Origin of the sequence: Sphingomonas sp. Leaf28 (assembly GCF_001421685.1) — a bacterium.
Classification (GTDB): domain Bacteria; phylum Pseudomonadota; class Alphaproteobacteria; order Sphingomonadales; family Sphingomonadaceae; genus Sphingomonas; species Sphingomonas aurantiaca.
The window spans coordinates 679,145-690,586 of the sequence record NZ_LMKX01000007.1; the positions used below are offsets into that span (position 1 = coordinate 679,145).

The 11,442-nt window shown below is 67.1% G+C and carries 8 protein-coding genes; 3 read left to right on the forward strand and 5 right to left on the reverse strand.

Translation table 11 applies throughout. From position 1 onward, the window contains the following. Window positions 1-17 precede the first annotated feature (17 nt). Entirely contained in the window at window positions 18-3,629 is a 3,612-nt protein-coding gene (gene putA, locus ASE79_RS09570; RefSeq protein ID WP_056415205.1) for a trifunctional transcriptional regulator/proline dehydrogenase/L-glutamate gamma-semialdehyde dehydrogenase, read from the reverse strand. A 116-nt stretch (window positions 3,630-3,745) separates the two neighbouring features. Between putA and ASE79_RS09575 the strand changes: the two genes are divergently transcribed. Continuing rightward, complete coding sequence (locus tag ASE79_RS09575; protein ID WP_056415208.1) at window positions 3,746-4,219, forward strand: Lrp/AsnC family transcriptional regulator; 474 nt, start codon at window positions 3,746-3,748, stop codon at window positions 4,217-4,219. A gap of 12 nt (window positions 4,220-4,231) precedes the next feature. On the opposite strand, the gene ASE79_RS09580 is transcribed toward ASE79_RS09575, so the two are convergent. The 4 genes from ASE79_RS09580 to ASE79_RS21680 all read right to left on the reverse strand — a co-directional run bounded on the left by ASE79_RS09580 (window position 4,232) and on the right by ASE79_RS21680 (window position 9,229). Then, a complete protein-coding gene (locus tag ASE79_RS09580; protein WP_056415211.1) occupies window positions 4,232-5,032 on the reverse strand; it encodes a formate/nitrite transporter family protein in 801 nt (266 codons plus the stop codon). Beyond that, a complete protein-coding gene (locus tag ASE79_RS09585; RefSeq protein WP_056415212.1) occupies window positions 5,029-7,401 on the reverse strand; it encodes an FdhF/YdeP family oxidoreductase in 2,373 nt (790 codons plus the stop codon). The genes ASE79_RS09580 and ASE79_RS09585 overlap by 4 nt, the downstream gene beginning before the upstream one ends. A 134-nt stretch (window positions 7,402-7,535) precedes the next feature. Continuing rightward, complete coding sequence (locus tag ASE79_RS09590) at window positions 7,536-8,579, reverse strand: rod shape-determining protein (protein ID WP_156359634.1); 1,044 nt, start codon at window positions 8,577-8,579, stop codon at window positions 7,536-7,538. A 176-nt stretch (window positions 8,580-8,755) separates the two neighbouring features. Further along, window positions 8,756-9,229 carry a hypothetical protein gene (locus tag ASE79_RS21680; RefSeq protein ID WP_056415218.1) on the reverse strand — a complete coding sequence of 158 codons (474 nt, stop codon included), beginning with the start codon at window positions 9,227-9,229 and terminating at the stop codon, window positions 8,756-8,758. Between the two features lie 18 nt (window positions 9,230-9,247). Here ASE79_RS21680 and ASE79_RS09600 point away from each other — a divergent pair, with 18 nt between their 5' ends. Next, complete coding sequence (locus ASE79_RS09600) at window positions 9,248-10,327, forward strand: non-ribosomal peptide synthetase (protein WP_056415221.1); 1,080 nt, start codon at window positions 9,248-9,250, stop codon at window positions 10,325-10,327. Between the two features lie 47 nt (window positions 10,328-10,374). Then, entirely contained in the window at window positions 10,375-11,412 is a 1,038-nt protein-coding gene (locus ASE79_RS09605; RefSeq protein WP_082445242.1) for a glycosyltransferase family 2 protein, read from the forward strand. Window positions 11,413-11,442: the final 30 nt, after the last annotated feature.

Genomic DNA, 11,442 nt, shown 5'->3' on the forward strand with positions numbered 1-11,442 from the left:
GACCTAACGCCGATCGATCACGCCATCGCCATCAGGCTGGCATTGCCGCCCGCAGCGGTCGTGTTGATCGAGGTCGATACTTCCTCGACCAGCCAGTCGAGCCGGTACCCGGCAGCCCCCGCCTGCGTCAGCACGATCGGCCCCGGCAGCGCGGCGATCGCCTGGTTCGCCGCAGCGACGCGCGCGGCATCGCCCTCGATCAGCGCACCGGAATAAGGACCGGCAGCGGCCCAATCCTCGACCCAGCGCACGCGGTCCGCGACCGCCTCGGGAAGGTCGATCGTCAACGCCGCCGCCGCGCCGACGACGATGGCATTGCCGGTCGACAGCGCCGCCGCCAGCTGCGTGATCAGGCCGTCGCGCGTTTGCGGCAGCAGCAACACCGTGCCGCGCGGATGAATCGCATAGACGTTGGTCTCGCCGACCGGACCCGCCAGCTCGGTCACGCCGCCCAGCGGCGACGCCGCGGCACAGGTTTGCACGGTCTGCGCCGCCACCGTCTCGCCGTGCGCCTCGAGCCACGACGCGAACGCCTGCGCCGCCGGATCGCCCGAACCGGGCGTCGCGATATCGACGCCGGTGACCAGCCGGCCGAGATACAGCGGTCCGCCCGCCTTCGGCCCCGTCCCCGACAGCCCTCGTCCACCAAACGGCTGGACGCCGACGACCGCGCCGATGACGTTGCGGTTGATGTACAGGTTACCCGCCTGCACGCGCCCGGTGACGAACGCGATCGTCTCGTCCAGCCGCGTGTGCAGCCCGAACGTCAGGCCATAGCCGGTCGCGTTGATCCGATCGATCAGCGTCCCCAGCTCGGGGCGGCGGAAGCGGACGACGTGCAGCACCGGCCCGAACACCTCGCGCTCCAGATCCGCGAAATCGTCGAGCTCGATGATCGTCGGCGAGACGAACGTCCCGTGCGTCGTGTCCCCCGCCGGCGCGATCTGCTCGACCGGCCGGCCAAGGCCGCGCATCCGCTCGATATGCCCCTCGATCGTCGTCTTCGCCTCGGCGGAGATCACCGGGCCTATATCGGTCGCCAGCGTATCGGTACGCCCGATCCGCAATTCCTGCAGCGCGCCCTTCAGCATCGCCAACGTCCGATCCGCGACGTCCTCCTGCAGGCACAGGATCCGCAGCGCCGAACACCGCTGCCCCGCGCTGTCGAACGCGGAGGCGACCACGTCGGCGACGACCTGCTCGGCCAGCGCGGAGGAATCGACGATCATCGCGTTCTGGCCGCCCGTCTCCGCGACCAGCGGGATCGGCGCGCCAGCAGCTGAGACGCGCTTGGCCAGCTCCGCCTGGATTAGCCGGGCGACCTCGGTCGATCCGGTGAACATGACGCCCATCGTCGCGGGCGACGCGACCAGTGCCGCGCCGATCGCACCGTCCCCCGGCACCAGGTGGAGCACGTCTTCGGGAACGCCTGCCTCATGCAGGATCGCGATCCCCTGCGCGGCTATTAGCGGCGTTTCCTCGGCGGGCTTCGCCAGCACCGCATTGCCCACCACCAGCGCCGCGGCGACCTGCCCGGCGAAGATCGCGAGCGGGAAATTCCACGGGCTGATGCACGTCATCACGCCCAGCGGGGCCTGCCCCGCCGGCATCGCCCGCGCCTGCTGCGCATAATAGCGCAGGAAGTCGATCGCCTCGCGCACCTCCGCGACCGCGTTGGCGAGCGACTTGCCCGCCTCGCGCATGATCAGCGGCAGCAACACCGGCATCCGCGCCTGCATCAGGTCCGCCGCGCGATCGAGACACGCCGCGCGCTCCGTCACCGATACCGCGGCCCATCGCGGCGCGGCCTCGGTCGCCGTCTGCGCCAGCGACAGCGCGGCCTCGACCGACAGCTCGTACACCGTACCCACCTGGTCGCGGTGGTCCGCCGGATTGCACACGGCGCGCGCAGTCCCGTCACCGGTCCCCGCCCGCACCGGCTCCAGCACCCCGCGGAACGTCTCGCTAACCGCCGCCAGCACGCCCTCGTCACTGGCATCCAGCCCGTCGGAGTTGCGCCGCGTGCCGTACAAGTCGCGTGGCAGCGGGATCGCCGGATGCGGCGCCCCCGGTACCGGCATCGCGCGCACCGTCGCGACCGGGTCGGCGACCAGCTCGGCGACCTGCACCGCCGGGTCCGCGATCCGGTTGACGAACGACGAATTCGCGCCGTTCTCCAGCAACCGGCGGACGAGATAGGCGAGCAGGGTCTCATGCGTCCCGACCGGCGCATAGATCCGGCACGGACGGTTCAGCCGGTTGCCGCCGACCACTTCCTCGTACAGCGCCTCGCCCATGCCGTAGAGGCACTGGAACTCATAATCGCCGATCACGAAATCGGGCCCCGCGACGGTGTGGATGGTCGCCAACGTCTGCGCATTGTGCGTCGCGAACTGCGGGAACACCGCATCGCTCGCCGCCAGCAGCTTTCGCGCGCAGGCGATATAGGCGACGTCGGTATGGACCTTGCGCGTATAGACGGGGAAATCGCTCAGCCCGTCGACCTGCGCGCGCTTGATCTCCGCATCCCAATAGGCGCCCTTGACCAGCCGGACCATGATCCGCCGGTCCGCGCGGCGTGCCAGGTCGATGATCCAGTCGAGCACGAACGGGCAGCGCTTGCCGTACGCCTGCACCACGAACCCCAGCCCGTTCCAGCCGCTCAGGTCGGGATCGGTCGCCAGCGTCTCGAGCAGGTCGAGCGACAGTTCGAGGCGATCGGCCTCCTCCGCATCGATGTTGAGGCCGATGTCATAGCTTTTGGCCAGCAGCGCGAGCGTCTTCACGTCGGGCAACAGCTCGGCCATCACCCGGTCGGCCTGCGAGCGGGCATAGCGTGGATGCAGCGCCGACAGCTTGATCGAGATTCCGGGGCCGCCATAGATCCCGCGTCCCGCCGATGCCTTGCCGATCGCATGGATCGCGGTGACATAGTCGGCATGATAGCGACGCGCGTCCTCCGCGGTCGTCGCCGCCTCGCCGAGCATGTCGTAGCTATACTGGAAGCCCTGCTTCTCCGGGGCCACGGCGTGCTTGAGCGCTTCGGTGATCGTCTGGCCGGCGACGAACTGCTCGCCCATCATCCGCATCGCCATCGCCACGCCGCCGCGGATCACGGGCTCGCCCGCGCGCGCGATCAGCCGGGTCAGCGCCGCACCCAGTCCGGTGTCGTCGACGCTGCCCGTCAGCTTGCCCGTCAGCGCGAGGCCCCAGGTGGCGGCATTGACGAACAGCGAACGTCCCTCGGCCAGATGCGACGTCCAGTCGCCACCCGCGATCTTGTCACGGATCAACGCATCCCTGGTCGCCGCATCCGGAATCCGCAGCATCGCCTCGGCCAGGCACATCAGCGCGACGCCCTCCTGGCTCGACAGCGCATATTCCTGGACGATCCCCTCGATCCCGCCACTCTTGCGCTTGGCGCGCAGCGCAGTGATCAGCGCGGTGGCAGTCCGCGTGGCATCGGCCGCGGTCGAGTCGTCGAGCGTCGCCTGGTCGAGCAGCGGTGCCAGGCACTCCGCCTCGGGCCGACGATAGGCTGCGGTGATCGCCCGGCGCAGCGCGCTCTGCTCGCGGACCGGGGGGGCAAAATCGGCAAACAACGGGGTAGGCGAAGATGGATGCGGCATGGCGGGCCTCGTCAGAAATCTGGCCACTTCCGTAGCATGGACGCGCCCGTCGATCCGACTTATCAATACGCCTTCAGAAGACGAACCGGCCAATTAATAGCGGTAGAAAAGGTCAGATGCCCGATAACCCCAAGCTAGCTAGCCCGATCGACCAGTTCGACCGCCGGATCATCGACCTGTTGCGCGACGACGGCAGGATGTCGGTGGCCGAGCTCGCGCGGCGCGTCGGCTTGTCGAAGACGCCGTGCCAGGTCCGACTGAAACGCCTGCTCGACGATGGCTATATTCGGGGTTTCCGCGCGGTGCTCGATCCGGTGATGCTCGGGCTCGACCACATCGCGTTCACCGAGGTGAAGCTGTCCGACACGCGCGAGGCTGCGCTCGACGCGTTCCGCCGCGCGGTGCTGGCGATCCGCGAGGTCGAGGAGTGCCACATGATCGCCAGCAGCTTCGATTATCTGCTCAAGGTGCGTACGCCCGATATCCGCCGCTACCGCGAGGTGCTGGGCGAGCGGATATCGAGCCTGCCGCACGTCGCGAGCACCTCCACCTTCGTTGCGATGGAGACGATCCGCGACGCGGCGATGTAACGGCGGGCGGCGTCAGCGGCGCGTGTTGGCCTTCGCCGGTACGACGTCGGTCTTCGCCGCGGCAAGGTAGCCGCCAACGACGAACACCAGCCCGCCAATGATGTTGCCAAGGCTGACGATCGCCAGGTTGCGGACCATGCCCGCAACGTCGATCGACGGGTTGGGCACCAGCAGGCCAAGCGTCAGCGCCGTCATGTTGGCGACCGAATGCTCGAACCCGGCCGCGACGAAGGCGAGCAGGATCCAGGCCATCGCGATGCACTTGGCCGCGTCGCCCGTCATGCGGGCGGCGATCCAGATCGCCAGGCACACCAGCCAGTTGCACAGGATGGCGCGTGCCATCAGCGCGACCGCGCTCGCCTCCACCTTGTGCTGCACATAGGCGTGGAACATCGTGTCCGCATTCGCGAACACCGCCCCGCCGCCGCCCGCCGCGAACACCGCCGACAGGACGAGCCCACCGATCAGGTTGCCGATCCAGACGACGACGATCATCTTCACCGCGTCCGAGACGCCGATCGTCCGCTTCGCCAGGCCAAAGCCCAGATACATGACATAGCCGGTGAACAGCTCGGCACCCGCGAACACCGTCAGGATCAGCCCGAGCCCGAAGGTCGCGCCCATCACCAGCGGCCGCACGCCCGGCGCAAGACCCGACCCGGTGCTGATCGCCAGGATCATGGCGATGCCGATATAGGTTCCGGCGAGGATAGCCCCGGCTAAAAATCCCGCCGGTGACCGGCGGAGTGCGGCGGCCTTGACGGCCGCCAGGTTTGCATAGGTGTCGATCGTCGACGTGTAACCGGTGCTCATGCGTCTTGTTTGCTCTTCTGGCCGACGATCCCGGCACGCACCACGCCGCGATCCGAACCCATGTCGGCGGCGGCGGGACGGACGGTCACCGGAATGGACTTGTACGAGGGGGTGAAGCTCTGCGGATCATGATCCTCGAGCGCGATCAGCGGCTGCGTCTCGGGATAATAGGAGGCGCAACATCCATCGGGCAGCGCATACCGGACGATCATCAGCTTCTGCACGACGCGGTCGGGACGCGCGAACTGGAGCGCGGTTGCGATATCGACGACGTCGCCTTCCTCAAAGCCCAGACTCGCCATGTCGCGCGCGTTCATGAACAGGATGTCGCGGCGGCCGAACACGCCGCGATAGCGGTCGTCGAGGCTGTAGACGGTGGTGTTATACTGGTCGTGCGCACGCAGCGTCGTCAGCCGCAGCACGTTTGGATCGCCCGCGCCCTCATCCTCCGCGACGCCCTTTGTCACCAGGAAGTTGGCCCGGCCGCTGTCCGTCTTCCACTGCCGCATCGCCGCCGAGTTGGGCAGATGGAAGCCCCCAGGCTTGCGGATACGAGCATTGTAATCGGCAAAGGCGGGGAACACCGCTTCGATCTTGTCGCGGATCAGGCTGTAGTCGCCGACATACGCGTCCCAGTCGATCTCGACCGGCGAATGGCCCTTGGCCGCAAACGTCGCCTTGGCGATCTCGCCGACGATCCAGATCTCCGACTTCACATTCTCGCCCGGCGGCATCAGGAAGCCGCGCGAGGCATGGACCATCGACATCGAATCCTCGACCGTCACCGCTTGCTGGCCGGTCGCCTGCATGTCGAGTTCGGTCCGGCCGAGGCACGGCAGGATATAGGTCGACTTCGCCATCAACAGCATCGTGCGGTTGAGCTTGGTCGTGATGTGGACCGCCAGATCGAGGTTGCGGAAGCCTTCCGCACAGGCCTGCGGATCGGACGAGGCGATGGCGAGGTTGCCACCGAGGCAGACGATCGCCTTGGCATGGCCGTCGCGCATCGCGGCGATGCTCTCGACGACGGAATGGCCATGATCGCGCGGCGGCTCGAAGCCGAACACGTCGCGCATGTTGTCGAGCAGCATCGTCATCGGCCGCTCGGTGATCCCGACGGTGCGATCGCCCTGCACGTTGCTGTGCCCGCGTAAGGGGCAGATGCCCGCCCCCGGCTTGCCCATGTTGCCGCGCAACAGGAGCAGGTTGGCGATCTGCTGAACGTTGGTCGTGCCCGTGCGATGCTGCGTGACGCCCATGCCGTAGCAGCAGATCGTCGACTTCGACTTCGAATAGGCGAGCGCCACCTCTTCCAGGTCGCTCCGCGAAAGCCCGCTGGAGCGCTCGATGTCGGCCCATTCGGTCGTCGCCAGATCGGCGATATACTCGTCCAGCCCGGCGGTATGCTCGGCGATGAAGGCATGATCGAGCGCGGGTTCGCCACCCGAGACCTTGGCGGCCTCATCGAGCGCGACCAGCGCCTTGGCGATGCCCTTCAGCGCCGCCGCGTCGCCGCCGACCTTCACCTGGTAATAGCTGCTGGCGATCGGCGTCGCCGACATCGTCGCCATCTCGACCACCGACTGCGGCGACTCGAAGCGCTCGAGCGAGCGTTCCTTGAGCGGGTTGAAGACGATGATCTTGCCGCCGCGCTTCGACACTTCGCGGAGAGTCGCCATCATCCGCGGATGGTTGGTGCCGGGGTTGTGACCGATCGACAGGATCAAGTCGGCGTGATCGAAATCCTCGAGGCTGACGGTGCCCTTGCCGATCCCGATCGACTTCGGAAGGCCGACCGAAGTCGCCTCGTGGCACATGTTCGAGCAGTCGGGAAAGTTGTTGGTGCCATACATCCGCACGAACAGCTGGAACAGGAACGCCGCCTCGTTCGAGCAGCGCCCGGACGTGTAGAACTCGGCCTGGTTCGGATCGGGCACGGCGGCTAGGCCTGCGCCGATCCCGCGCATCGCCTCCGCCCAGCTCACGACCTCATAGTGATCGGTCGCGGCATTGTAGCGGAGCGGCTCGGTCACCCGGCCCTGGTCCTCGATCCAGTGATCGCTCTGCTGCCAGATGTCCGACACGCTGTGCTTGGCGAAGAACTCGGCGCCGATCGTCTTCGCGGTCGATTCCCATGCGACCGCCTTGGCGCCGTTCTCGCAGAATTCGAACGACGAGGTATGCTTGGGGTCAGGCCAGGCGCAGCTCGGGCAATCGAAGCCGTCGGGCTGGTTCGACTTGAGCAAAGTCTGCCCGCCACGCACCACGATCTGCTGCGCCTTGAGAGAAACCGCGACCGCCTTAAGCGCGCCCCAGCCACCCGCGGGTCCGGTGTAATCGGTAATTCCGTCCGGCCGTTTATCGGGCATGCACGCTCTCCTCGATCGTTCGGGATCGCATACGGTCTCGCAACCTGATGACTAAAGCGGAAATTCTTCAGTCGGTGATCAAGTTAATTCGTCAAGGCTGCTGCCCTTTCGCGCGACGCGCCGCGCGCGCCCGCTCAAACCTCGGTCATCACACCCTGATAGATCGGCTCTTCCATCGCCCGCCCCGCGCCGATCGCAACGCAGGTCAGCGCGTTGTCCGCCACCGTCACCGGCAGTCCGGTAGCGTCTGAAAGCACCTCGTCCAGCCGCGCGAGCAACGATCCCCCGCCCGTCATCACGATCCCCTGGTCGCAGATGTCCGCGGCCAGTTCGGGCTCGGTCTTCTCGAGCGCGGTCAGCACGGTCTCGACGATCTGGCCGATCAGGTCGCCGAGCGAGCTCGCGATATCCGCCTGTGTCACCTCGATCTCGCGGGGAACGCCGGCGCGGAGGTCGCGGCCCTTGACCCGCATCGTGTCGCCGATCCCGTCCTCGGGAACGCGCGCCATACCGACTGCCAGCTTGACCCGCTCGGCGGTCGCCTCGCCGATCATCAGATTATGCTTGCGGCGGATCATCGACGCGATCGCCTCGTCCATCTTGTCGCCCCCCACGCGGGCCGAGGTGCTGTAGGCGAGCCCGCGCAGCGACAACACCGCGACTTCGGTCGTCCCGCCACCGATATCGACCACCATCGCGCCGACCGGCTCGGTCACGGGCAACCCCGCGCCGATCGCGGCCGCCATCGGCTCCTCGATCAGATAGACTTTCCGCGCGCCCGCATTGAACGCGGCCTGGCGGATCGCGCGGCGTTCGACCAGCGTCGCGCCCGAGGGGATGCAGATCGCGATCTCGGGATAGCGCGGCATCCGGCTATGCCCGCCATGCGCCTTGTCGATGAAGAACTTGATCATCTGCTCGGCGACGTCGAGATCTGCGATCACGCCGTCGCGCATCGGCCGGATGGTCTCGATCCCGTCGGGCGTCTTGCCCATCATCAGCTTGGCCTCGGCACCGACCGCGCGGACCTGCTGCACGCCGTCGCGAGTCTCGATCGCGACCACCGACGGCTCGTTGAGCACGATGCCCTGCCCGCGCAGGTAGACGACGGTGTTCACCGTGCCGAGATCGATCGCCATATCGCTGGACGCACGGCTGAAGAGACGAGGAAGGCGCATCGGTCTGACAATCTGCAACAGGGGCATGCGCGATCAGCCGCGGTCGCCATCTGCCGTCGTGCTGCGGCGGTCGCACGATCCGCGTCAATCCGTCTGCGTCCGACCGGGCGATCCGAACGACGATTATTCGACCGGACAGCGGCACCCGTCGATCGAACCCCGCCAAGACGGTCGACTCATCCCAATGCCGAACCGGTCGATCCCCGCATACCCGACGGCCGCGCCGTGCGTTCGAACGCCGGATCGGCGTGTCGCGATCGTTGGACCATCGCCCAGACCGCCATCCCCGCAAAACCGGCAATGTAGGGCGTCACAGGAAAGTGATAGCGATCCTGCGAGACGATCACCGCGTGAACGCCTGCGAAATACAGCCATGTGATCGCCCCAGGATGGCTCACCGCGCGCCACACCCCGAGCGACGCGACGAGCAGCACGAACCCCGCGAGTCCGAGCGCCAGCACCGCCAGCCAATAGGCTTGCGACACCAGCTTGAGCCACACCAGCACGCGCGGTCCGAACGCGCGGACGAGCCCGGGCTCGTTCCAGGCGATACCGATCGTCTCCCGCCCGAACGTATCCTGCAGCCTCCGCAGCGAATTCCAGACGAACTGCGCCGGGTGCGCCCTGATATACGCCTTGGCGATACCCATCTCCAATGCACGCCGTCGATGGCGCGGATGATGCTCGACAGCGGAGTCGCGGCGGCAGCGTTTGCCGGCTTGCGCCACGTGATGATCGGCGGGGAAGCGTTCGCTCCGACGCTGGCGCGCGATCTGGGCGCGGTGACGACTGCGCGGATCACCAACATGTATGGCCCGACGGAAACCACGATCTGGTCCGCGACCGATGGCGTCATTCCCGGCAACGAAGACGCATTGCGACTTGGCCGGCCACTCGCCAATCAGGAGATATACATTCTCGATTCACGCGGTGCACCGGTGCCGCCGGGGATGCCGGGGGAGATCGTCATCGCCGGCCGTGGCGTCGCGCGCGGCTATCTTCACCGCCCCGAACTGACCGCCGAACGGTTCGTCCCCCACCCCTTGTGCAAGTGCGAGCGCGCCTATCGTACCGGCGATCTCGGCCGCCACGAGCCGGACGGCCGGATCGCGTTCCTCGGGAGGCTCGATCACCAGGTCAAGGTGCGCGGCCATCGGATCGAACTGGGCGAGATCGAGAGCGCCCTCGCCGAACAGGGCGAGGTCGCCCAGGCGCTCGTCGTGGCGCGCGAGGACGATCCGGGCGACGTACGGCTCTGTGCGTATATCCTGCCGCGGCCCGGGCAGACGGCAGACGTGGCCGCGCTGCGTGAACGCCTCCGCGCGCGACTGCCGGATTTCATGGTGCCTTCGCACATCACCCTGCTCGACAGCTTTCCACAAACGCCCAATGGCAAGGTCGATCTCAAGGCACTGCCGGCGCCGGCTAGCGTGAACGACGACGTGCCCACGCCGACGGCGGCGCCGTTCGCGGCCCCCGCGGACGGAAGCGAAGCCCGGGTGGCGGCGATCTGGCGCGACATCCTCAGGCTGCCACGAGTAGGGGCAAGCGACAATTTCTTCGATCTGGGCGGCCATGTCAGCGCGCTGCAGGAACCCAACGTCGCCACGCTGGCGGAGGCGATCCGCGAAGGACTCTATACCGGCCTGTCACGCGGGCGGTCGCATTCGATCGCCGCGCCTTCCCCCGCGGTCGCCGAGAGTGACGACCGCCCCTCCCGCGCATTGGCGGAAATGGTGGAATCGTGAAGGCGGAGGTCGGCGGACTGGCGTCTCAGGCGGCCGATCTCGTGGTCGTGATCGTGAATTATCGCACCGGCAAGCTGGTCATCGACTGCCTGGCCAGTCTCGCACCGGAGATCGCCGCGCACCCGGGCGTGCGCGTGCTGATCGTCGACAATGCGTCGAACGACGGCTCCGACCTGCTGCTGCAAGACGCGCTACGGGACAGAGGCTGGAACGGCTGGGCACGCCTTCACCGATCGGACCTGAACGGCGGTTTTGCCTATGCCAACAACATCGCCATCGCGCAGAGCCTCGCGTCATGCAGCTCCGCACTATCACGAAGTCGCGCGCTGATATGGATGCTCAATCCCGACACGCTCGTACGCCCCGGCGCGGTCGGGCACATCCTGCGCTTCATGCAGGCCCATCCCCATGCCGGCGCGATCGGGACCGCTATCGAGGACGCATCGGGAGACTTGTGGCCCTATGCCTTCCGCTTCCATTCGCTCGCCGGCGAACTCGAAAACGCGCTGCGCAGCGGTATTGCGACCCGTCTGCTGCGGGATCGGTCGCTTGCGCAGAAAATGGCCAAGCATGCGACGCCGGTCGATTGGGTATCGGGCGCGAGCATGGTGCTGCGCGGTGCGGTGTTCGAAACCACCGGCATGTTCGACGAGGACTATTTCCTCTATTTCGAGGAAACCGATTTCTTCCACAGGGTTGCCCGCGCGGGTTGGGAGCGCTGGTATGTGCCGCAGGCGCGCGTGCAGCATATTTCAGGACAGAGTACCGGACTGACCGCGCACGACGCCGCACGACGGCGTGTTCCGGCCTATTGGCACCATTCCCGACGCCGGTATCTGGTCAAGAATCACGGGCGCGCCTATGCGGTCGTCACGGACCTCATCACGCTCCTCGGCATCGCGATATGGCGCCTGCGCTGCGTGATACGACGCCGCCCGCACGGTGCGTCCCCCCATTTCGTCCGGGACTTTCTGCGCTACTCCGCGATGGCGCATCTCGACATTCGCGCGAACGCCGCCTTGGCCTCCGCGACGACCACCGGTCCGTGTCCGCTGGCCGCAAATCCCGTCGCCCGCTCGATCTGATCCAACACGGGGCAGCGGTGTCGCGAAGCC